Genomic DNA, 21,851 nt, shown 5'->3' on the forward strand with positions numbered 1-21,851 from the left:
CATGCCATCAAAGGGCCGGGAAGTCACGATCCCGAATGAAAAAGGACCCGTCCGGAGACGGGCCCTCTGGATGGTGATGCCGGCGGAGCCGTTCAGGCGGCAAGCTTGGCCTTGATCAGGCCGCGATTGACCAGAAGCTCGGCGATCTGGATGGCGTTGAGGGCCGCGCCCTTGCGCAGATTGTCCGAAACGATCCAGAGATTGAGCCCGTTCTCCACGGTGGCGTCCTCGCGGATGCGGGAAATGAAGGTGGCGTCCTCGCCGGCGCATTCATACGGCGTCATGTAGCCGCCGTCCTCATGCTTGTCGATCACCTGGCAGCCCGGCGCGTCGCGCAGGATGTCTCGTGCCTCTTCGGCGGAAATCTCGTTCTCGAACTCGATGTTGACCGATTCGGCGTGGCCGATGAACACTGGTACGCGGACGGCGGTGCAGGTCACCCGGATCTTTGGATCGAGGATCTTCTTGGTCTCGGCCAGCACCTTCCACTCTTCCTTGGTGTAGCCGTCCTCCATGAACACGTCGATGTGCGGGATGACATTGAAGGCGATGCGCTTGGGGAACTTCTTGTTCGACAGCGGGTCGGCGACGAACACAGCGCGGGTCTGGTTGAACAGCTCGTCCATGCCGTCCTTGCCGGCGCCGGAGACCGACTGGTAGGTGGAGACGACGATGCGCTTGATCTTGGCGTGGTCGTGCAACGGCTTCAGGGCGACGACCAGCTGCGCGGTGGAGCAGTTGGGATTGGCGATGATGTTGCGGCGGGTGAATGTCGAGATCGCGTCCGGATTGACCTCCGGAACGATCAGCGGCACGTCGGAGTCATAGCGCCAGGCCGAGGAGTTGTCGATGACGACGCAGCCCTGGGCGCCGATCTTCGGCGACCACTTCTGCGACACGGTGCCGCCGGCCGACATCAGGCAGATGTCGGTGTCGCTGAAATCGTAGTTTTCGAGGTTCTTGACCTTGAGGGTCTTGTCGCCGAAAGACACTTCCGTGCCCACCGAACGGCTGGAAGCCAGCGCCACGACTTCGCTCACCGGAAAGCCCCGCTCCGAAAGGATATTGAGCATTTCCCGGCCGACATTGCCGGTCGCGCCGGCCACTGCAATCTTGAAACCCATGGTTCCGTGCTCCTCTCTCCCCGTTGCTTTGGTCAAGCGCCACTCATCCCGCCCCCGGGAGAGTGTGGGGCGGAAGGGGTCAGATCGCGGTTTTGGTCTTGATCACGGTGCGCATGGTGGCTGTGTTCTGATGCAGTCGCGGCAAAATGTCAATTGTCCCGGCAAGCGGCCGGCGGCGAAACCTGCGTTGGCGCCGCCGGCATGACGCATGGGGTCAGGCGTCGGCATAGGCCTTCATGATCGCGTCGCCCATTTCGCCGGTGCTCACCTCGGTGCAGCCCTCGGACATGATGTCGCCGGTGCGCAGACCCTTGTCGAGCGTCGTGGCGATGGCGGCTTCGAGACGGTCGGCTTCGGCGACCATGTTGAATGAGTAGCGCATGCACATGGCAAACGAGGCGATCATGGCGATGGGATTGGCAATGCCCTTGCCGGCAATGTCGGGCGCCGAGCCGTGCACCGGCTCGTAGAGGGCCTTGCGCTTGCCGGTCTTGCCGTCGGGAGCGCCCAGCGAGGCCGAGGGCAGCATGCCGAGCGAGCCGGTGAGCATGGCGGCGACATCGGAGAGCATGTCCCCGAACAGATTGTCGGTGACGATGACGTCGAACTGCTTGGGCCAGCGTACCAGCTGCATGCCACCGGCGTCGGCCAGCATGTGGCTGAGCTTGACGTCGGGGAAGCGTGCCTTCTGCGTGGCGGTTACCACCTCGTTCCAGAGCACGCCGGATTTCATGACATTGCGCTTTTCCATCGAGCAGACTTCGTTGCGGCGGGTGCGCGCCAGTTCGAAGGCGACGGCGGAGATGCGTTCGATTTCGTAGGTGTCGTAGACCTGGGTGTCGACGGCGCGCTTCTGGCCGTTGCCGAGGTCGGTGATGGTCTTGGGCTCGCCGAAATAGACGCCGCCGGTCAGTTCGCGGACGATGAGAATGTCGAGACCCTCGACCACTTCCGGCTTCAGCGACGAAGAGGCGGCGAGCGCCGGATAGCAGATGGCCGGACGCAGATTGGCAAACAGTTCCATGTCCTTGCGCAGGCGGAGCAGGCCGGCCTCGGGCCGGACGTCATAGGGGACGGCATCCCATTTGGGTCCGCCGACGGCTCCGAACAGCACGGCGTCGCACGCCATCGCCTTTGCCATGTCCGCATCGGAAATCGCGGCTCCATGGGCGTCATAGGCGGCGCCGCCGACAAGGCCTTCGTCGGTTTGAAAACCGGCGCCGTGGTGCTCGTTCATGTAGGCGATCAGCTTGCGGACCTCAGCCATGGCTTCCGGTCCGATGCCGTCGCCTGGAAGCAGAAACAGATTGCGCGATGCCATGGAAAATCCTCAACCCTTGAAAAATGTTGGATGTGCATAAACCGGCTGGGCGGGCATTTCAACCGTGGCGCGGCGACGGCCTTGAGATTGGCGCCGTAGCGGAGGCGCACGGGCCGGATGCGGGGATGGCTCGAAATGCCGGCAAACAAAACCCGCATCGGCGGGCGCCGATGCGGGTTCCTGATGCGGGTGCCGATTCGCGGCAGGCCGAGAGGCTCCGGACCGGCTCAGAGCCAGGCGCGGTTCTCTGCTGCCCGGGTCTCGTAGGTGCTGATGGCGTCGGCCTTTTCCAGCGTCAGGGCGATATCATCCAGGCCGTTGAGCAGGCAGTGCTTGCGGAACGGGTCGATGTCGAACCGGACCACGCCGCCGTCGGGGCCGCGGATTTCCTGGGCCTCGAGATCGACCGACACGGTGGCATTGGCGCCGCGCCGGGCGTCATCCATCAGCTTGTCGAGTTCGTCCTGGGTCACGACGATCGGCAGAATGCCGTTCTTGAAGCAGTTGTTGTAGAAGATGTCGGCAAAACTGGTCGAGATGACGCAGCGGATGCCGAAATCCAGGAGCGCCCAGGGCGCGTGCTCGCGCGAGGACCCGCAGCCGAAATTGTCGCCGGCCACCAGAATCTGGGCGTTGCGATAGGCCGGCTTGTTGAGCACGAAGTCCGGGTTCTCGGAGCCGTCATCGAGATAGCGGGCTTCGGCAAACAGGCCCTTGCCGAGACCGGTGCGCTTGATGGTCTTGAGATAATCCTTGGGGATGATCATGTCGGTGTCGACATTGACGACCGCGAGCGGAGCGGCGACGCCGGTGAGACGGTTGAACTTTTCCATGGGGCCTGTCCTGTCTGTTGTCAGGCAGCGTTTATCAAACCCGGCCGGAAAAAAGAAGTGCCTTGTTGCCGTGCGGACTCCAAGCCGACGCGGCGGACACGATCACATGTCGATGATCGTGCCGCGGCCGTCGTTCCACACGCGGTAGGGCTGGGCGTGGCCGGCCTGCTCGGTGTCCCGCGGCGGCACGCGCCGCGCATAGACGGGCTTGGGGCGCATCAGGCGGACCATGCCGAAGGTCATCGCCCCGAGGAGGCCGATCACCAGAGCCAAGCCCAGACCCGCCAGCGTCACCGCCAGCAAACCCACGCCTGCAAGGATAGAAATAAGCCTGTTCATCGTCCAAACTCCCGATTGCTCATGCTGATATGGGATCATCCGATCATGGCTTCAAGAAGGCGTCGGGAGACGGCCGATCACGGCTGATCAAATAACATTGAGCTCCCGGAACGGACGGGCCTCTGCAATGCGCTCGTAGCCGAAACGGCTGCAATCGATGCTGACATAGCGGCCGTTTATCAGATGCTCGGCAATGGCCCGTCCTGCGGCCGGCGCCTGCTGCAGCCCATGGCCGGAAAAGCCGTTGATGAAGATGAAGTTGGAGATTTCCGGATGCGGGCCGATGACCGCATTCTGGTCCAGCGTGTTGTAGTCGTAATGGCCGGCCCAGGCCCGCTCGAAGCGAATCGCCTCGAAGGCGGGAATACGGTGGGCGAGACCGGGCCAGATGATCTCATCGAAAAGGTCGTAATCCGGCTCGAAGTCGCCGCCGCGCGCGGTGCCGTCATCGGCTTCGTTCGGGGAGCAGCCGGAAATGAAGAACCTGCCTTCCGGTCGGACATAGAGGCCGGTGGTGTCGACGGTCAGCGGCATCCGCGGAATTTCGCTGCGGGCGGAGAACACGAAGACAGTGCGCTTGCGCGGCTCCACCGGCAGCGCAAGTCCGGCCAGCGCGGCGAGTTGTCCGGCCTGCGGGCCGGCTGCATTGACTAGCACGCCGCAATCGAGCACGTCCCCGGATGCCAGGCCGACCGAACGGATCCGCGAATTTGATTTCGTGACCGACACGACCCGGTCGCGGATGAGACTCACCTGCCTGTCTGCGAGGCCGCGGCGGATGATCGCCAGCAGCCGGTGCGCGTCGAACCAGCCTTCGCCGCTGCGGCCATGGGCGCCGGCGGCCAGACCCTCGGGGTTCAGCCAGTCGAAGCGGGCTGTGAGATCCGCGCCTTCCAGCAGTTCGATGTCGGCTCCCATGGCGGTCTGGGTGCGGTGATTGGCCCTCAGCAGCTCCCGGCCCTGCTCGCTGGCGAGAATGAGATAGCCGTTCTCGATGAAACCGATGTCCGAGTCGGGACCGAAACGATCTGGCAGGGCGCGGATGAAGTCCAGCCCGAACTGGGACAGGCGGATGTTCTCGGGCTCGGAGAACTGCTGCCTGATCGATGCCGCCGACAGGGTGGTGGCCGCCTGATGGAAGGCGGGATCGGGCTCGACGAGGGCAATGGAGCCGCCAAAGCCGAGCTCGCGCAGGAAATGGGCGACGGATGCGCCCATGATGGCACCACCGGCGATGACAATGTCGAAGGAATGCTGCATGAAACACCATTGATGACGGACGGCGGAGAGTTGCGCAGGCTTGAGCATGACGCAAGCGGCAGGGCAAGGAAATTCCGCCGCCGCAGGACTGCTGGCGGGGCTCTTGCAAGCACGGACGCCAGCAGGCAAAACGGAGCCATGACCGCAATCGATTCCTCCCGTCCCGTCCGGCCCCGGCGTTCGGTGCTCTACGTGCCCGCCAGCAACGCCAAGGCCCTCGCCAAGGTGCGCAGCCTTGCCTGCGACGCCGTCATCCTCGACCTGGAGGACGCGGTGATGCCCGCGGACAAGGGGCCGGCGCGCGAGGCGTTGCGCCGGTTCTTCGCCGAGGGCGATTTCGGCGGCAAGGAGATGATCATCCGCGTCAACGGCCTGCAGACCGCCTGGTTCGGCGAGGATTTCCTGGCCGCCCGCGCCTGCCGTCCGCATGCCATCCTGATTCCGAAGGTCGACGAACCGGACGACATCGCCTCGGTGGCCGACGCGCTGCAGCAGACCGATGCCCCCTCCGACCTGCGGCTCTGGGCGATGATCGAGACCCCGCGCGGGGTGATGAATGCCGGGCAGATCGCCCGGCATGCCCGCACGCAGGGTTCGCTGCTCGATTGTTTCGTTACCGGTACCAATGACCTTATAAAGGAAACCGGCGCGCTGCAGATGCCGGGGCGGCCGTATCTTTCGACATGGCTGATGCAGATCCTGCTCGCCGGCAAGGCCTACGGGCTCGACGTCATCGACGGCGTCTACAATGATTTTCGCGACAGCGACGGCTTTCTGGCCGAATGCCGGGACGGGCGGGCGATGGGATTCGAGGGCAAGACCCTGATCCATCCCGGACAGATCGCGGAGGCCAACCGCATCTTCGGCATCGACCCGGCACGCCTTGCCGAGGCCGAGGCGATCGTCGCCGCCTTCGCGCTTCCCGAAAATGCCGGCCTCGGCGTCATCGGCATTGATGGTCGCATGGTCGAGCGGCTGCACGCCGACATGGCGCAGGACCTGATCGAAAAAGCGCGGCGGATCGCCGTTCTCGACGGCTCACCCACGGAGACACAGGCATGAAAGTCTATCGTTTTATCACCGGCCCGGATGATTCGGCCTTCTGCCACCGGGTCACGCTGGCGCTCAACCGGGGCTGGGCGCTGCATGGCAGCCCCGCCTACGGCTTCAATGCCGGCACGGGGGTGATGCAGTGCGGCCAGGCCGTCTGCAAGGAGGTCGAGGGCAAGGAGTACGACCCGGACATGAAACTTGGGGAGCAGTGACGTGGAGCCGGTCATGGATACCGAGGGGCTGACGCGACTGCGGCATGCGCTGCACCGGATGCCGGAGATTTCAGGGGCGGAAGCGGAAACGGCCGGCCGCATTGCGGTCGTGCTGGCGGGCTTCGGGCCTGACCGGATCATCGCCGGGCTCGGCGGTCACGGCGTGGCGGCTGTGTTTGACAGCGGCGTAGAGGGGCCCACGGTGCTGTTTCGGTCGGAACTCGATGGGCTGCCGATCGCCGAACTGCCCGGCGTCGCCTGGCGGTCGGAGATCGAGGGACGGGCGCATCTGTGCGGCCATGACGGGCATATGGCCATTCTCTGCGGCCTGGGCGCGCGCATGGCGGCGCGGCGGCCGGCCCGCGGCCGTGTGGTGCTGATGTTCCAGCCGGCCGAGGAGACCGGCGCCGGCGCCGCCGCGGTGATCGCCGATCCGGGGTTTGCGGCGATCGTGCCGGACTACGCCTTCGCCCTGCACAATCTTCCCGGCCTGCCGCTGGGCCATGTCGGCGTGCGCGCCGGCGCCTTCAACTTTGCCTCAGAAGGCCTGGCGATCCGGCTCACGGGCAAGACCGCCCATGCCTCGCAGCCGGAGGCCGGCATCAGCCCGGCCGCGGTGATGTGCCAGCTGGTCACGGCATTGCCGCTGTTGCCGGCCAGGCTCGGGATCGCGCCCGAAGACGCGCTGGTGACGCTGGTGCATGCGCGGCTGGGAGAGGCGGCCTTCGGCATCGCGCCGGGGGAGGCGGATGTCTGGGCGACGATCCGCAGCATCAGCGACCCGATCCAGGCGCGGCTGCTTTCGGAAGCCGAGGCGCTGGCCCGCTCGCTGGCGGAGGCGGCGGGACTGGCCGTCGAATGCCGGCTCAGCGACGGCTTCGCCGCCTGCCACAACGATGCCGAGGCCAGCGCGCTGGTGGAGGCGGCGGTCGAGGCCGAGGGCCTGCCGCGCGCCGAGGTCGGCCTGCCGTTTCGCTGGTCGGAGGATTTCGGACGCTTCGGGTCCGCGTCGAAGGCGGCGCTGTTCGTTCTGGGCGCCGGCGAGGGGTATCCGCGGCTGCACAATCCGGACTACGATTTTCCCGACGCGCTCATTCCGCTCGGGGTGCGGATGTTCGAGCGGGTGGCGCGCGCGCTCTGCGGCTGATCTATTGCGCCGCGGCTTCGTCGGCGGCGGCCTCGATGCTTTCCATGTCGTCATCGGAAAGGCCGAAATGATGGCCGATTTCATGGATCAGCACATGGGTGATGATGTCGCCCAGCGTCTCGTCGTTCTCGGCCCAGTAGTCGATGATCGGCCGCCGGTAGAGCATGATGCGGTTGGGAATCTGGCCGGTCTCGATGGTGAACCGTTCCGAAATGCCGATGCCCTCGAACAGGCCGAGAAGGTCGAAGGGGGTTTCCAGCCCCATGTCCTCGAAGATCTCGTCGCTGGGGAAATCCTCGATCTCGATGATGAGGTCGCCGGTGAGGCTGCGGAACTGGTCGGGCAGGCGGGCATAGGCAGCTATGGCCAGCGATTCGAACTCTCCGAGTCCCGGTGCATGCCGGTCTTCCCAATCCCCTGTCTGGTCGATGCGCGCCATTGGCTGGTATGGTCCTGTTGCTGTCCTGCCGGCATATAGGCTAAAATGGCCGGGTTTGCGAGGCCTGCGGCTCTCGGAGTTGCAATGATGGTTGATGCCGGTCGCCCTGACGGAGGCCGTCGCGTCGCCTGGTCGCGGCGGTTTGTCCCGGCGCGCGAGATGGCGGGCGCTGCGCGCCAGGCCCTCGGCTTCTTGTGAATATTATCCTGATGTCAGGATCTCGCGAAGCCGGTTTCCCCACAATCCGCTGCAGTGTCCGTGCAATCCATTGAATACAAATCAACAAATCCGACCCCTCGCAGGCGGGCCGGAAGTGAGAATAAATTCATATGTGATGGCGCTTGACTCTTCGGCGGTGCTCTGGAATCCATAGGAACATAAAGAGAACATACGGGAGTTTGACGCCTTGGCACACCACGCTGCGGCGCGAGGGAGCCTTGCTGTCTTGCGCGACACCATCAACCGGCTTGAAAGCACGCTGCCCAAGACCCGGCAACAGGCTATGGCGGCCGATTTCGCCGGCGAGACGCAGGACGCCGTGATGCTGGGGCTGCCGCCGCTGGACGGGGCGCTGGGCGGAGGCTTCCCGATGGCGGGCATGACCGAGATCCGGGCGGCGGAAAGCCGCGACTGGGGGGCAGCCTGCGGTTTTGCCTGGGTGCTCGCCGCCATGCTGCTCAAACACCAGCCCAGGCTGGGCGGAGCGCTGGTGTGGATCGCCGCCGCCGACGCGCGCGCCGAGGGCGGCGAGCCCTGGATGCCGGGACTGTCGGGCCTGGCGCCGGGCCCGCGGCAGATCCTGATCGTGCATCCGCGCCGGACGGCGGATGCGCTGTGGGCGGCGGAAGCGGCCGCCGGGACGGCAGGCATCGGCATGACGATTCTCGAACTGCGCGGCAATCCCGGCTGTTTCGGCCTGACCGAAAGCCGGCGGCTGCAGTTCCGCGCCCGCCAGGCCGGCCGCCCGCTGCTGCTGCTCAGGCAGACCGGCGAGGCCGAGGCGGGGGCTGCGCCGGCGCGGTTTCACATCGGGGCCGCACCCGCCGGCCTGCGCCGCCTGCCCGACGGCGGCAGGCTTGCCGGCAGCATCGGCCGCCCCGCCTTTGCCGTGACGCTGGAAAAAAGTCGTCTCCCTGCCCCGTTGTCGCTGATCCTGGAGTGGAACCGCCATGAATGCCGTCTTGACATCCGACCCTGCGCTGCAGGCCATGCCGCCGGTTCCGGGCAGCCGGCGGATTCTCGCCCTCGCCTTTCCGCATCTGCCGACGGACCGCATCGCGCGGATGCGATGGGGCGTGTCCTGGCGCTCCCGCGGGCGTCCTGAGGCGCCGCCCATTGCCTGCAGCGAGCGGGTCGGCTCCGCCCTCCGGCTGCTGGCCGTAGACGAGCATGCCCGCAGCCAGGGGGTGCGGCCCGGCCACGGCGTGGCCGAGGCGCGGGCGATCTGTCCGTTGCTGGACGTGGTTCCGTCCGACCTCGCGGCCGACCAGCGGTTCCTCGACGCCGTCGCCGACTGGGCCGACCGCTACACGCCGCTGGTGGGCATGGATCGTCCCGACGGACTGTTTCTCGACATTTCCGGCTGCGCCCATCTCTTCGGCGGCGAAAGGGCGCTGCTCGATGACTGTCTCACCCGGCTGTTCCATCTGGGGGTCGATGCCAGGGCGGCGATTGCCGGCACGCCGGGCCTGGCCTGGGCGCTGGCCCGGCATGACAGCGGCCATGTGGTCTCCGACATGGGCGCCGATGACTGCGGCGACATCATTCCGTCGCTGCCGGTGGCGGCCCTGCGGCTGCCGCCCGCCGACGTGGCTGCCCTGACCCGCGTCGGCCTGAGCCGCATCGGCGACCTGATCGGCGCTCCGCGCAAGCCGCTGGCCCGGCGCTTCGGGCCGCTGCTGCTGGTGCGGCTCGACCAGATGACGGGAATCGAGGAGGAGCCGGTGTCGCCACGACGCCCGGTGGCGGCCCTGACGGCGGAGCGGCGGTTGACCGAACCGGTGGTGAGCCGCGAGGCGATCGAGGCGCTGACCGGACAACTGGCCGACAGTCTCCGTCCCTCGCTCGAACGGCGTGGCGCCGGCGCCCGCGAGCTGGAACTGCAGCTGTTTCGCGTCGATGGCGCGGTTGTCCGCATCCGGGTCGGCGCCGCCCGGCCGCTGCGCGATCCGGCGCGGCTGCGCGGTCTGTTCGCCGAGCGGCTGGCGGCCGTGCACGACGAGATCGAAGCCGGATTCGGATTTGAAACCGTGCGGCTGTGCGTGCTGGTGTTCGAACCTCTCGATGCCGCCCAGGCGGATTTTTCCGGCAGCGCGGAGGCCGACGAGACGCTGGCGGCGCTGGCCGACCGGTTGACGGCGCGGCTGGGCGCCGACCGGGTGCTGATGCCGCAGCACCATGCCAGCCATGTGCCCGAGCGCGCCAGTTCGCTGGCGCCCTTCGTGGAGGGTGGGACTTCCGGCCCCGGCCCGGCCATAACCCATGCGGCGGCGCGGCCGGTGCGGCTGTTCCGGCACCCCGAACCCGTCACCGCCGTGGCCGAGGTGCCGGAAGGGCCGCCGGTCACCTTCCGCTGGCGTCGCAGCCATCACCGGGTGACGCGGGCCGAGGGGCCGGAACGGATTGCCGCCGAATGGTGGATCGACGGGGAAGATGCGCCGGCCAGGGACTATTACCGCGTCGAGGATGATTCGGGGCGTCGGTTCTGGCTGTTTCGCGAGGGCCTCTACGAGCGCGATGTGGCGACGCCGCGCTGGTTCATGCACGGGCTGTTCGGATGAACACCGGCTTTGCCGAATTCGGCGCGCGCAGCAATTTCTCCTTTCTCGAGGGCGCGTCGCATCCCGAGGAAATGGCGGTGGCGGCATCCCGGCTGGGCCTTGCAGGCCTGGGGCTGGCCGACCGCAACACGGTGGCGGGCGTGGTGCGGGCCCATATGGCGGCCAAGGAGGCCGGTCTCGCCTTCCATCCCGGGGCGCGGCTGGTGTTTTCCGACGGCACGCCCGACATTCTCGCCTATCCGCAGACACGCAAGGGATGGGGTCATCTCTGCCGGCTGCTGACGCTGGGCAACCGGCGCAGCGAAAAGGGCGCCTGCAGGCTCGACCTGCCCGACCTGCTCGAGGGCGGCGGCGACATGGGGCTGGTGGTGATGCCGGATCTCGGCCAGGGGCCAGGCGATGAACCGGCGGGCCATCAAGCAACGGATGGCGGCCGTCGCCCGCTTGGCGCGGTCCTGGACGAGATCAGGGCCGGCTTCGGCAAGGCGGTGCGGCTGGGGCTGGTTCCCGGCCATGACGGCTTCGACCGCATCCGCATGGCGCGCCTGGCGCAGGTCGCCGCCGGCGCCGGCGTGGCGCTGATGGCCAGCAACGACGCCCTGTGCCACGACGTCTCGCGGCGGGCGCTGGCCGATGTGCTGACCTCGATCCGCCACCATGTGCCGGTGGCCCGGGCGGGCTCCCTGCTGGCGGCGCATGCGGAGCGGCATCTCAAGGGCGCAGCCGACATGGCGCGGCTGCTGCGCGACCATCCTCAGGCGCTCAAGCAGTCGCTCTGCCTTGCCGCCGAGCTCGGCTTCAGTCTCGACGAGCTGCGCTACCAGTATCCCGAGGATACTTTCGGCAACGGCTCGCCGCAGCAGATGCTGACACGGCTGGCCTGGGAGGGAGCGGCGACGCGGTATCCGCAGGGCGTTCCGGAACGGGTCAGGACCCAGATCGTGCACGAGCTGGCGCTGATCGAGGAGCTGGGCTACGCCCCCTATTTCCTCACGGTCTGGGACATCGTCCGGTTTGCCCGCTCGCAAGCCATCCTCTGCCAGGGCCGCGGCTCGGCGGCCAACTCCACCGTCTGCTTCTGCATCGGCATCACCGAGGTGGACCCGGCGCTCACCGATCTGCTGTTCGAGCGCTTCATCTCGCCCGAAAGGCGCGAGCCCCCCGACATCGACGTCGACTTCGAGCATGAGCGGCGCGAGGAGGTGATCCAGTACATCTATGCCAAATACGGCCGCGAGCATGCGGGCCTCGCTGCCACCGTGATCACCTACCGGGCGCGTTCGGCGGCCCGGGAGGCTGGCAAGGCCTTCGGCCTGTCGGAGGACGCGGTGTCGGCGTTGTCGGGCTCGGTCTGGGGCTGGTCGGAGACGCCCGCCGCGCGCGAGGCCGAGGAGGCCGGTCTTGACATGCGCGATCCCACCACCCGCCAGGTGATCGACCATGCCGGCCGGCTGGCGGGCTTCCCCCGGCATCTGTCGCAGCATGTCGGCGGCTTCGTCATCACCCGCGACAGGCTCGACGAGGTGGTGCCGGTGATGAACACCGCCATGGAGGCGCGCACAATGGTGGAGTGGGACAAGGACGATCTGGATTCGCTCGGCATTCTCAAGATCGACATCCTGGCGCTGGGCATGCTCACCTGCCTGGCCAAGGGCTTCAAGCTGCTGGAACGGCACTATGACCGGCGGCTCAGCCTCGCCTCGATTCCGAAGGAGGCGACCGAGGTCTACGCCATGATCCAGCGCGCCGACACGGTGGGCGTGTTCCAGATCGAAAGCCGGGCGCAGATGACCATGCTGCCGCGGCTCAAGCCCGCCTGCTTCTACGATCTCGTCATCGAGGTGGCGATCGTCCGCCCCGGGCCGATCCAGGGCGACATGGTCCATCCCTATCTCCGCCGCCGCCAGGGCAGGGAGGAGGTGAGCTATCCCAGCGCCGAACTGGAAGCGGTGCTCGGCAAGACGCTCGGCGTGCCGCTGTTCCAGGAACAGGCGATGAAGATCGCCATCGTCGCCGCCGGCTTCACGCCCGGCGAGGCCGACAAGCTGCGGCGCGCCATGGCCACCTTCCGGCGCGTCGGCACGATCCACACCTTCCAGCGCAAGATGGTCGAGGGCATGGCCGCCAGGGGCTATGAGCGGGAGTTCGCTGAGCGCTGTTTCAAGCAGATCGAGGGGTTTGGAGAGTACGGCTTTCCCGAAAGCCACGCCTCGTCCTTCGCGCTGCTGGTCTATGCCTCGGCCTGGTTCAAGGCGGTCTATCCGGACGTGTTCTGCGCCGCCATCCTCAACGCCCAGCCGATGGGCTTTTACGCCGCCGCGCAACTGGTGCGCGATGCGCGCGAGCATGGCGTCGAGCTCAGGCCGGTGGACGTCAACCAGTCGCACTGGGACTGCACGCTCGAGGCCGGCCGGTTTGATACAGGCGCCATGGCTCCGCGGCACCGGGAGATGCGCGCGCTGATCCGCAGCCGCCATGCGGTGCGGCTGGGGTTACGGCAGATCAAGGGCGCCCGCCTGGAGGACATGCAGCGGCTGGAGGCGGCGCGCGGCGCCGGATATGATTCGGTGCGCGACCTGTGGCTGCGCAGCGGACTCAGCAGGGCCGCGGTCGAGCGGCTGGCCGACGCCGACGCCTTCGGCTCGCTCGGTCTCGACCGGCGGGCGGCGCTCTGGGCTGCCAAGGCGCTCGACCAGGCGGGCGCCGTCGAGCGGCTGCCTCTCTTCGACCGCTCCGACGGCCGCGACATCGAGGCCGAGGCGGAGATGGCCCTGCCGCCCATGCTGCCCGGCGAGCAGGTGGTCCACGACTACCGCCACCTGTCCCTGTCGCTCAAGGCGCATCCGGTCGAGTTCCTGCGGGACCGGCTCCGGCGGACGGGCGTGCTGGCCAATGCGGAGCTCAACGACATGCGGACCGGCAGGCGGGTCTGCGTCGCCGGCCTGGTGCTGGTGCGCCAGCGCCCGGGCTCGGCCAAGGGGGTGATCTTCATGACGCTGGAGGACGAGACCGGCGTCGCCAACATCATCGTCTGGCCGAAGACCTTCGAGCTCCACCGCCGCGCAGTGCTCGGTTCGCGGCTGATTCGCGTCGAGGGACGGCTGCAGAACGAATCCGGCGTCATCCACGTGGTGGCCGACCGGATCGACGACATCACAGCCGACCTCGCGCTGCTGCAGGCTGATTCGAGCGGCCTCGAGAGCCTGGCCCGCGCCGACGAGGTCAAGCGGCCGGTGATGGACATGCGCACGCTGAAGCGGCCCGGTGAGCGCGCCGCTAGGGCGCTCCAGGCCGAGGCGGATGCCCCGCGGCCGCAGCGCGCCCCGCATCCGGAGAGCGCCAGCGTGATGCCGAAGGGACGGAATTTCCATTGAGCCTGTGCCGGGACGGGAATTTCCCGCGCCGCAGACAAACCCAAACCGGAGCCTCTCCGATTCCGGGAAAGGCCCGCGCTTCACGCGGTGGCTGCGCGTCGGCGAGGCCCGCGCGACGGGGCGACGCAGCCAAGGCCTCGCCTTGCCTGTGCGCCTTCGTCAGAACGGCCGCTCCGGGTGCGGAGCGGCCGTGTTCGGTTCGTGTGTGCGGCCGCCGTCAGCGGCTGGCGGTTTCCACCAGCCTGCAAAGGGCGACCAGGCTGTTTTCGTAGCCGCCGGGACTGGCCAGCACCGGACCGCAGCGACGCTTGTTCTGCTCAAGCTCGGAGTCCGACATGGCTGACACCACCCCGGACAGGCCGGGATCGGCAGGGGTGCCCGGGGCTGCCGGGGAACCCGGCGTGGCGCCGCCTATGCCCACGCCGACACCCGCATCGACATCGTCGCCCGCATTGACACCGATGCCTGCATTGACACCCGAGCCGCCCCCGACGGACGCGCCGGCGCCCGCGTTCACGCCGGAGCCGCCGCCGATGGATGCGCCCGCGCCGGCATCGATACCCGAACCGCCGCCGATGGACGCGCCGGCGCCCGCGTCGATGCCCGAACCGCCGCCGGCCGAAGCGCCGGCGCCGGCGCTGACTCCGCCGGACCCGCCGACCGAAGCACCGACGCCGAGGCCGGCCGCGCCGGCCGGAATGCCGAGGCTGAGAACGAGCGCGCCCGCAGCCAGGATTCCGGACATGGATCGAATGATGGTTGTCATGACAGTCTCCTTGGTTGATCTTTCGAGGATCGGCCATTTGCGACCGGCAAGAAGAAAACGGGAAACAGTCTCCGCGGTTCCGGCAAGATCTTGATTTCCCGAGCGTTATTAACGAACCATGATCAATCTGCAGAAAATTTTAACGAGTCCCGCCACGATGCGGCCGGTTCCGGATGGCTCGCACGGACACGGCGCCACACCGAGTTGCCCGATGCCGACTGCGCTAGAGGCGCGACAAGGCAGGACCGGTTGCATGATGGGGAGATGGCCGCAGGAGCCAAGACAGCAAAAAGGCCCGGTTTCCCGAGCCTGTCAGCATGTCAGATCCGGAGGGATCTGGAGCGGGCGAGGCGATTCGAACGCCCGACCCCAACCTTGGCAAGGTTGTGCTCTACCCCTGAGCTACGCCCGCTCATCACCAGGCCCGTGGGTGTCCGGACCGGCCATCCGTGCCCCAAAGGGCCCGGACCGGCGCTATATGGCGCAAGCTGGATTGAATTGCAACAGGCAATTCCGTCCCGGCGGGTGAAAATCCATCATCAAGGCAACGGCCGACCGCCGCGCCTGCGGGATACAGGTCCGGCCAGCCCCGGACGGCCTCCCGGACCCGCTCCCCGGGACCGCCGGATAGCCGTCCGGGCGGCGAAAGCCGTGACCTGCGGCCCCGCCGCCATTGCGCATCCGCCCCGAGATCCCTATCAAGGTGGCCAAATCCCTGCCGTCTCGAACCACCGTTCGTGCCACAAGCCGGCGTCCGCGGCAGGGCCGCGCACCAATCGGGGGAATTCATGCCAGCGAGAACCCAGGACGACCTGTTCGCATGCTTCGACGCACTGGGCATCGCCCACAGCACGAAGCGACACCCGCCGGTCTTCACGGTGGCCGAATCGCAGTCCCTTCGCGACCAGATCCCGGGCGGGCATACCAAAAACCTGTTTCTCAAGGACAAGAAGGGCGCCTATTTCCTCGTCACGCTGGAAGAGGACGCAGTGGTCGACCTCAAGTCGATCCACACCCTGATCGGGGCCAGCGGTCGTGTCTCGTTCGGAAGGCCGGAGGCGCTGATGGAGATGCTCGGCGTCATTCCCGGGGCGGTCACGGTGTTTGCGGCCATCAACGACAGCGATCACCGGGTGACCATCGTGCTCGACGCCCCGCTGATGGCGCATGACGTCATCAACGGCCATCCGCTGATGAACGACGCCACCACTTCGGTCGGGCGCGAGGACCTGCTAGTGTTTCTCGCCCACACCGGCCATACGCCGCTGGTGCTGAAGGTGTCGTCTTGAAACCGGATGCCTGAAACCCAATCTGCATACAACGCCCGGAGCGGCAGCAATGGAACGCAATCATGAGCAATGACAATCCCTACGCCCCGGCCGACCATGGCCAGATGAGCGGCACGGTGAGTTTCGGCGGCGCCGCGCCGTCCCGCGCCGCTCAGCCCTCCGGCCTCGTCGGCGAGGCTGATGCGACCGCCGACCTGATCAAGGACACCACCACCGCCGACTTCGTGCGCGACGTGATCGAAGCCTCGCGCCGGCAGCCGGTCCTGGTGGATTTCTGGGCCCCCTGGTGCGGCCCCTGCAAGCAGCTGACTCCGATGATCGAAAAGGCGGTCCGCGATGCCCGCGGCCGGGTCAGGCTGGTCAAGCTCAACATCGACGATCACCCGGCGATTCCGGGACAGATGGGCGTGCAGTCGATCCCCGCGGTCGTCGCCTTCGTCAACGGAAAGCCGGTCGACGGTTTCATGGGCGCCGTGCCCGAGAGCCAGCTGCGCCAGTTCATCGACCGGCTCGCCGGACCCGCCGACGCCGGCGAGACGGCTGACGCGGAGCGCATCGCCCTGGTGCTCGAACAATCGAGAGCCGCCCAGGCCGAAGGCGATCTCGAGCGGGCGGCCCAGGGCTTTGCCGCCATCCTCGACGCCGATCCGTCGCACGCGGCCGCCGCTGGCGGGCTGGCCTCCTGCATGATCTCGGCGGGTGCGCTGGATGCAGCGGCCGAACTGCTCGAGGGTCTCGACGACGCGGCGCGCAAGGCGACCGAGACGAGTGCCGCCATCAAGCAGCTCGAACTGGCGCGTGACGTCGCCGCGCTGGGCGACCCGGCCGAATTCGAGGCGCGGATCAGCGCGGATCCGAACGATCACGAGGCCCGGATCAGCCTGTCCAAGATCTGCAATGCCAGGGGCGACCGCGACGGAGCGGCCGAGCAGCTCTTCGCCATCATGCGCAAGCAGCGCGGCTGGAGCGACGACAAGGCGCGCCGCACCCTGCTCGAATTCTTCGAGGCCTGGGGAGCGATGGATCCGGCAACGCTGGCGGCGCGGCGGCAATTGTCGTCGATGCTGTTTTCCTGACCGCCAAACCGGAGACGGCCCTTGAGATTCGCTGCCCGCGCGCCACATCTTCCCCATCACCCAAGGGGAGCATGATCCATGCAAGTCGGCAACAGGGCCTATCGCGTCGAAGCGGACATTCCGGAAGTGGTGCCGGTGTTTCCGCTCGAGGGCGCCTTGCTGCTGCCGGGCACGCAGCTGCCGCTGAACATCTTCGAGCCGCGCTATCTGGCGATGATCGATGACTGCCTGGCGGGCGACCGCGTCATCGGCATCATCCAGCCGGCGCTGGAGCATGGCTCCGCCCATCAGGGCAAGGTCGCCGACCTCTGCCCCGTCGGCTGCCTCGGCCGAATCACCTCGCTGGGGGAGGCAGGGGACGGCCGCTACGTCATCACGCTGAGCGGGATCGCCCGCTTCCGCGTGATCGAGGAAGTCCCCTCGGGCCGCAAACCCTACCGTTGCTGCCGGATCTCGCCCTTCCTGGGCGATCTCCACGACAGCCTCGAGGCCGCCGATGTCGATCGCGCCGCCCTGCTGGCGAGCTTCCGCGCCTATCTCGACGCCAACAATCTGGAGGCGGATTGGAAGAGCGTCGAGCGCGCCAGCACCGCGACCCTGGTCAATTCGCTGGCGATGATGTCGCCCTACGGGCCGGCGGAAAAGCAGGCGCTGCTGGAAGCCGGCGATCTGAAGACCCGCGCCGAAACCCTGATTGCCATCACCGAATTCGCGCTGGTGCGCGATTCCGATGATTTCGACCAGATCCTGCAATAGGAGCAAGCCATGACGGACCGGCAGAGCGGCGCCATCGACCCCAAGCTTCTCGAACTGCTTGTCTGTCCGCTGACCCATGGCAATCTCACCTATGACCGCGAAGCCGGCGAACTGGTCTCCGAACGCGCCCGGCTCGCCTTCCCGGTCCGCGACGGCATTCCGATCATGCTGGTCTCCGAGGCCCGGCCGCTTCAGGACTGAACTTGCCGCTGGATCGACCGCCCGCCTGACAGTAAGTTGACCCACCAATTAATCGGCAACGGCAGGGACGGATGGGCAAGAAGGGCGACGCCAAGCGCGAGATCATCGAGGCCGCCGCCGCCAGCCTGTTCTGGCATCGAGGCTATGCCGCCACCAGCATCGCCGACGTCGCCGCCGCCGCGGACGTTCCTGCCGGAAACATGTTCTATTATTTCAAGACCAAGGCGGATCTGGCGCTGGCGGTTGCCAATGTCTTCGTGCGCGAAACCGAATCGCTGATCGGGGAAGCCGAATCGGCGGCGGCCGATCCGCGACAGCGCATCCGGTTTCTGCTGCAGCGGCTGGGACAATCCAACCGCAGCCGGGTCGACAGGGGCTGTCCGATATCGGCGGCGGTGAAGGATTTCCGCGCGCCGGCCCCCGCCGCGTCGGCGCGGGCGGCGGAAAGCTTCGAGCGCCTGATCGCCTTCATGGCCCGGGAAATGCAGAAGACCGGCCTGCGTCCGTCCCTGGCGCTGGCGCGGGCCCGCGCCATCGTGGTCGAATGGCAGGGCGGCATCGCGCTGGCCCATGCCTTCTCGGACATGACGATCCTGTCGGAGAGCCTGCGGCGGGCCGAGCAGGCGCTGCAGCCCGTGCTGTCGCGCTGATCTGACCGGCCTCCAGGCCAGGCCGCTTCGCTACGGATCATCTCCGCATCGCCTCCGGCGCGGCCAGGTCAGATCGGCTGGCCGCGGAGCAGCCGAGGCCCCGATTCGCCGGTCGTTCCCGCAGCCTGAGCGATGAAGAAGGATTTCAGCCGCGGCAGGCGGTCGACAAGGCCCAGCCCGAGGTCGCGGGCCAGCCGGATCGGCGCGATGTCGTTGGAAAACAGCCGTGTCAGGATGTCGGTGGTCACCCCCATCTGCACCGTGTCGAAGCGGCGCCAGACCTGGTAGCGCTCAAGCGTTGCCAGCGAGCCGATGTCGAGTCCGAGCCGGTGCGCCTCGACGACCGTCTCGGCGAGGGCCGCGACGTCCTTGAAGCCGAGATTGAGGCCCTGGCCGGCAATCGGATGGACCCCATGGGCCGCGTCACCGGCAAGCGCCAGCCGCGGCCGGACGAATTCGCGGGCCAGCGTCAGGCCGAGGGGGAAGGCGCGGCGGCCGCCGTCAAGCCGCAGCTCGCCCAGATGGTGGCCGAAGCGCCGCTCCAGCTCCGCCTCGAAGACCAGATCGTCGCCCGCCACCAGCCGATCGGCGTCGGCGCTGCGTTCGGTCCAGACAAGCGATGAGCGGTTTCCGGTCAGCGGCAGGATCGCGAAAGGGCCCGACGGCAGGAAATGCTCCTCGGCGCGGCCGCCATGGGGCCGCTCATGCGCCACCGTGGTGACAATGCCCGACTGGCCGTAATCCCAGTGCATGGTGCGGATTCCGGCCATGTCGCGAAGCGCGGAGCGAACGCCATCGGCGGCCACGACCAGGCGCGCCGACATCACCGTACCGCCCACAAGCGTCACTTCCGCCATAGCCGGGCCGACCGACAGTCCGGCGGCGACGCTGGCCTGGTGGATGGCAATGCCGAGTTCGTCGGCCTTCTGCCTGAGTGCGGTCACCAGGGCAAGATTGGGCACCATGTGGGCAAAGGGCTCGCCGTCCGGGGTGGCGCCGTCAAAGGTCAGGAACACCGGCCGGACCGGATCGCCGGTGCGCGAATCGGTGACGATCATCTCGGTGATCGGCTGCGCCTCCGGCATGATGGAGTCCCACAGACCCAGCGCATGCAGCAACCGGCGGGCGGCGGCCGCGATCGCCGAAGCCCGCTGGTCCTTGCGCCAGCTGTCGACGGGGGCAGCATCGACGACCGCCACCGACAGCGACGGCGCGGAGCTCTTGACGGCCACCGCGACCGCCAGGCCGACATAGCCTCCGCCGCAGACCAGCATGTCCACTGTCTTGCCAGACATGGCGAATTTCCTTTCCTGTTTCCGGCCCTCACTGAACCACCAGTATGGGGCAGGAATTTGCAATCGGCGCATTTGCGTATATCCCATTAGCGCTGTAGCTCCCAGTCTTCTCAAAGGTTCAATATGTCGCGCCCATCTTCCTCCGCCATGGCCCAGCTGTTGTCGCATCTCGATCTCGAGACACTTGAGCAGGACCTGTTTCGCGGCGTCAGCCCGCAGGTCGGCTGGCAGCGGGTGTTCGGCGGCCACGTCATCGGCCAGGCGCTGGTGGCGGCGCAGCGCACCGTCAACGACGACCGCATGGTGCATTCGCTGCACGCCTATTTCATGCGTCCGGGCGATCCGGCAGCTCCCATCATCTACACCGTCGACCGGATTCGCGACGGACTGAGCTTTGCCACCCGGCGGGTGGTGGCAATCCAGCACGGCCAGGCGATCTTCTCGCTGTCGGCGTCGTTCCAGCGCGAGGAAGCCGGGATCGAGCACCAGATGGAGATGCCGGAGGTGACGCAGCCGGAAGACCTTCCCGGCCCCGGGGAGATGCGCGAGGCGTTTCTCAAGGGCGCGCCGGAGCACATCCGCAGCTACTGGGAGCGGGAGCGGCCGATCGAGATCCGGCCGTTGTCGCTGGTCCATTACGTGTCGAGCGAAAAGTTGCCGCCGCAGCAGAAGGTCTGGGTGCGCACCAACGGTCCCGTGCCCGACGACCGCATCATCCAGGCGGCGCTGCTGGCCTATCTGTCCGACATGACCCTGCTCGACACCGCGCTGTTTCCGCATGGCCGCTCGGTGTTCGACCGCAGCCTGCAGGTGGCCAGCCTCGATCACGCGATGTGGTTCCACCGCCCCTGCGCGCTTGATGACTGGCTGCTCTACAGCATGGACACGCCGAATTCGAACGGCGCGCGCGGGTTCACGCGCGGCAGTCTCTACAGCCGCGACGGCAGGCTGATCGCGTCGGTGGCCCAGGAAGGGCTGATCCGCGACCGCGGTGCCGAGAAGGCCTGAGCGCAAGGCGCTCTTCGCACAGCCGGATTCGCATCCCGGTTCCGGCGCTCGGCCGGGGTGACGTTTCCGCACGGTAAGGCGCAGCAATCGCGCGGCTCTGCGCGCACCGCCGCGCGCCGCAGCGCCCGGCGCCGGTTTTGCATCGCCGCCGCTTTCGGCTAATCCTGTGCCGGACGGCGACGGATCGGCCGGGCGAGACGGAGTGCGAAACCGCGATGAACGATGACAAGGCGCAACAGCTGGTGGCGACCCCTGTTGACCTGCCGGAGGGCACGCTGCCCTGTTTCCGGATCGCAGCCACCCATCCGAGCCAGGGCGAAGTGTTCGTCACTATTCACGGGCTGCCGGGATCCCGGCCCGCCAGCAACCGCAACACGATTTCGCTGTGGCTGGGAAGCTCGCCGACGCCCGATGACAAGCCGCTGGACACCACGGCGGTGCAGGCCGAGTCACTGCCGACGACCTTTCCGTACAACTACGATTTCGGGTTGCTCGACTATTCGATCACCTATCAGGTCAGCGACGGACCCGAGACCATGTGTGCGATCGCCTATCTGTCCTTCTTCCCGAAGATTGCGGGCTTTCCGGAGGGCGTGTCGATCACCATCCGGGACATCACCACCGCGATGATCGAGATCCAGTATGCCGTGCTTCCGGGCTACAGTCCGCTCACGGGTGGAAACTGGATCGGACTGTGGAGCGGAATACAGACGAATCCCGGCGCGGTGGATCCGATCGGCAGCGTGGTCATTCCCGACAACCAGACCGAAGGCATCGTGCAACTGCAGAATCTGAAGATCTATTCAGGCCTGCAGTACACGCTCCTATACTTCATGGCGGCGCCGAAAGACGATCCGAAGCGCACCACATCAGGGGCAGCTGCGTATTTCCTGGCTGAGAACGCCTAGTAAACCGCAACTCATTGCCT

At 67.2% G+C, this 21,851-nt stretch carries 21 protein-coding genes and 1 tRNA gene; 13 read left to right on the forward strand and 9 right to left on the reverse strand.

Annotated elements, in window-relative coordinates; translation table 11 throughout:
* Positions 1–92 precede the first annotated feature (92 nt).
* From DFR52_RS15220 to DFR52_RS15240, 5 genes are all read right to left on the reverse strand, one after another.
* Positions 93–1,124 (reverse strand): aspartate-semialdehyde dehydrogenase, encoded by a 1,032-nt coding sequence (locus tag DFR52_RS15220; protein WP_110032785.1) that lies wholly within the window; start codon positions 1,122–1,124, stop codon positions 93–95.
* Positions 1,125–1,338: 214 nt separating this feature from the next.
* Complete coding sequence (gene leuB / locus DFR52_RS15225; protein WP_110032786.1) at positions 1,339–2,445, reverse strand: 3-isopropylmalate dehydrogenase; 1,107 nt, start codon at positions 2,443–2,445, stop codon at positions 1,339–1,341.
* 227 nt (positions 2,446–2,672) lie between these two features.
* Positions 2,673–3,278, reverse strand: coding sequence for a 3-isopropylmalate dehydratase small subunit (gene leuD / locus DFR52_RS15230; protein WP_110032787.1), 606 nt, complete (start codon positions 3,276–3,278; stop codon positions 2,673–2,675).
* A 102-nt stretch (positions 3,279–3,380) separates the two neighbouring features.
* On the reverse strand, positions 3,381–3,617 hold the full coding sequence (locus DFR52_RS15235) for a hypothetical protein (protein ID WP_110032788.1): 237 nt from the start codon (positions 3,615–3,617) through the stop codon (positions 3,381–3,383).
* Between the two features lie 87 nt (positions 3,618–3,704).
* Positions 3,705–4,877 carry an NAD(P)/FAD-dependent oxidoreductase gene (locus tag DFR52_RS15240; RefSeq protein ID WP_110032789.1) on the reverse strand — a complete coding sequence of 391 codons (1,173 nt, stop codon included), beginning with the start codon at positions 4,875–4,877 and terminating at the stop codon, positions 3,705–3,707.
* Positions 4,878–5,015: 138 nt separating this feature from the next.
* Between DFR52_RS15240 and DFR52_RS15245 the strand changes: the two genes are divergently transcribed.
* From DFR52_RS15245 to DFR52_RS15255, 3 genes are read left to right on the forward strand one after another with little or no spacing between them, the layout of a single operon-like run.
* On the forward strand, positions 5,016–5,939 hold the full coding sequence (locus DFR52_RS15245; protein WP_110032790.1) for an HpcH/HpaI aldolase/citrate lyase family protein: 924 nt from the start codon (positions 5,016–5,018) through the stop codon (positions 5,937–5,939).
* Complete coding sequence (locus DFR52_RS15250; RefSeq protein ID WP_110032791.1) at positions 5,936–6,142, forward strand: DUF1737 domain-containing protein; 207 nt, start codon at positions 5,936–5,938, stop codon at positions 6,140–6,142. The genes DFR52_RS15245 and DFR52_RS15250 overlap by 4 nt, the downstream gene beginning before the upstream one ends.
* Before the next feature lie 13 nt (positions 6,143–6,155).
* Positions 6,156–7,289: an amidohydrolase gene (locus DFR52_RS15255; RefSeq protein ID WP_110032902.1), complete on the forward strand. Its 1,134-nt coding sequence runs from the start codon at positions 6,156–6,158 to the stop codon at positions 7,287–7,289.
* A 1-nt stretch (position 7,290) separates the two neighbouring features.
* On the opposite strand, the gene DFR52_RS15260 is transcribed toward DFR52_RS15255, so the two are convergent.
* Positions 7,291–7,728, reverse strand: coding sequence for a metallopeptidase family protein (locus DFR52_RS15260; RefSeq protein ID WP_110032792.1), 438 nt, complete (start codon positions 7,726–7,728; stop codon positions 7,291–7,293).
* 445 nt (positions 7,729–8,173) lie between these two features.
* On the opposite strand from DFR52_RS15260, the gene DFR52_RS24605 reads away from it, so the two are divergent.
* From DFR52_RS24605 to DFR52_RS15270, 3 genes are read left to right on the forward strand one after another with little or no spacing between them, the layout of a single operon-like run.
* Complete coding sequence (locus DFR52_RS24605; protein ID WP_245415351.1) at positions 8,174–9,052, forward strand: hypothetical protein; 879 nt, start codon at positions 8,174–8,176, stop codon at positions 9,050–9,052.
* Positions 8,937–10,508 (forward strand): Y-family DNA polymerase, encoded by a 1,572-nt coding sequence (locus tag DFR52_RS15265; RefSeq protein WP_170132292.1) that lies wholly within the window; start codon positions 8,937–8,939, stop codon positions 10,506–10,508. The genes DFR52_RS24605 and DFR52_RS15265 overlap by 116 nt, the downstream gene beginning before the upstream one ends.
* Positions 10,505–13,882, forward strand: coding sequence for an error-prone DNA polymerase (locus DFR52_RS15270; RefSeq protein ID WP_110032794.1), 3,378 nt, complete (start codon positions 10,505–10,507; stop codon positions 13,880–13,882). Before DFR52_RS15265 ends, DFR52_RS15270 begins: the two co-directional genes overlap by 4 nt.
* Before the next feature lie 217 nt (positions 13,883–14,099).
* On the opposite strand, the gene DFR52_RS15275 is transcribed toward DFR52_RS15270, so the two are convergent.
* Positions 14,100–14,648: a hypothetical protein gene (locus DFR52_RS15275; protein WP_110032795.1), complete on the reverse strand. Its 549-nt coding sequence runs from the start codon at positions 14,646–14,648 to the stop codon at positions 14,100–14,102.
* Positions 14,649–14,985: 337 nt separating this feature from the next.
* Positions 14,986–15,060, reverse strand: a tRNA-Gly gene (locus DFR52_RS15280).
* Between the two features lie 376 nt (positions 15,061–15,436).
* Between DFR52_RS15280 and DFR52_RS15285 the strand changes: the two genes are divergently transcribed.
* The 5 genes from DFR52_RS15285 (at position 15,437) to DFR52_RS15305 (ending at position 18,620) form a co-directional block, all read left to right on the forward strand.
* On the forward strand, positions 15,437–15,937 hold the full coding sequence (locus tag DFR52_RS15285; protein ID WP_110032796.1) for a prolyl-tRNA synthetase associated domain-containing protein: 501 nt from the start codon (positions 15,437–15,439) through the stop codon (positions 15,935–15,937).
* Positions 15,938–15,996: 59 nt separating this feature from the next.
* Positions 15,997–17,013: a thioredoxin gene (gene trxA / locus DFR52_RS15290; protein WP_110032797.1), complete on the forward strand. Its 1,017-nt coding sequence runs from the start codon at positions 15,997–15,999 to the stop codon at positions 17,011–17,013.
* A gap of 78 nt (positions 17,014–17,091) precedes the next feature.
* Positions 17,092–17,769: an LON peptidase substrate-binding domain-containing protein gene (locus DFR52_RS15295; protein ID WP_110032798.1), complete on the forward strand. Its 678-nt coding sequence runs from the start codon at positions 17,092–17,094 to the stop codon at positions 17,767–17,769.
* A gap of 9 nt (positions 17,770–17,778) precedes the next feature.
* Positions 17,779–17,970, forward strand: a complete 192-nt coding sequence (locus tag DFR52_RS15300; RefSeq protein ID WP_110032799.1) for a Trm112 family protein — start codon at positions 17,779–17,781, stop codon at positions 17,968–17,970.
* A 71-nt stretch (positions 17,971–18,041) separates the two neighbouring features.
* Entirely contained in the window at positions 18,042–18,620 is a 579-nt protein-coding gene (locus DFR52_RS15305; RefSeq protein ID WP_110032800.1) for a TetR/AcrR family transcriptional regulator, read from the forward strand.
* Positions 18,621–18,688: 68 nt separating this feature from the next.
* On the opposite strand, the gene DFR52_RS15310 is transcribed toward DFR52_RS15305, so the two are convergent.
* Positions 18,689–19,915, reverse strand: a complete 1,227-nt coding sequence (locus DFR52_RS15310) for a ubiquinone biosynthesis hydroxylase (RefSeq protein WP_110032801.1) — start codon at positions 19,913–19,915, stop codon at positions 18,689–18,691.
* Positions 19,916–20,038: 123 nt separating this feature from the next.
* Here DFR52_RS15310 and tesB point away from each other — a divergent pair, with 123 nt between their 5' ends.
* On the forward strand, positions 20,039–20,923 hold the full coding sequence (gene tesB / locus DFR52_RS15315; RefSeq protein WP_110032802.1) for an acyl-CoA thioesterase II: 885 nt from the start codon (positions 20,039–20,041) through the stop codon (positions 20,921–20,923).
* Between the two features lie 215 nt (positions 20,924–21,138).
* Positions 21,139–21,831, forward strand: coding sequence for a hypothetical protein (locus tag DFR52_RS15320; RefSeq protein ID WP_110032803.1), 693 nt, complete (start codon positions 21,139–21,141; stop codon positions 21,829–21,831).
* Positions 21,832–21,851 lie beyond the last annotated feature (20 nt).

This window comes from Hoeflea marina (assembly GCF_003182275.1).
Classification (GTDB): domain Bacteria; phylum Pseudomonadota; class Alphaproteobacteria; order Rhizobiales; family Rhizobiaceae; genus Hoeflea; species Hoeflea marina.